General features: G+C 38.1%; 1 protein-coding gene and 1 pseudogene. Both read right to left on the bottom strand.

Annotated elements, in window-relative coordinates; all coding sequences use genetic code 11:
• Positions 1 to 279 (bottom strand): annotated as a pseudogene (locus AC23P2_RS31210) (DDE-type integrase/transposase/recombinase); the annotation flags it as partial.
• A gap of 14 nt (positions 280 to 293) precedes the next feature.
• On the bottom strand, positions 294 to 506 hold a 213-nt coding region (locus AC23P2_RS31215; protein ID WP_487776808.1), incomplete at its 5' end, for a transposase.

Below are 506 nucleotides of genomic sequence, written 5' to 3' on the forward strand. Positions count from 1 at the left end.
ATACTTACCTACTCTAAACCCTAATTCATCTCTCAGAAAGATATATGCTTTGTAATAACCATAATCCACAAAGGGTTTTTCAAACAGTCCTTTCAGTGTTTCAACCACGTGATGTGCCCCTATTTTATCACCTTCTGCATTGAGAAATTCAGCATAGGGTTTGCGCCCAGGTGTACCCCCAGTAGCTTTGTAATAATAGCTACTACGGGCGACGAAACAGGATTGTAGAACGGTTCTAACACTATAGCCTGAAAGAATAAATTCATTAGCTACTTTCAAGCGAATTTGCTTACTTAAAGACTTTTTTTTAACAAAGCATCCTTGATTCTAAGTGACAATTCTTTTTCAGCGATTATCTCTTTATAAGCTTGAATCTCTCGCTGAAGGCGAAGAATCTCTTTGTCTTTATCAGAGTTACTAACGCTGGATGGGCTTGAAAAACCTCCTTTTTCGTACTGGGAAACCCAGTTATATATGTTTGCACTCGAGACGTTAAACTCCTTAGA

This window comes from Runella sp. R0.1_18, assembly GCF_057652155.1.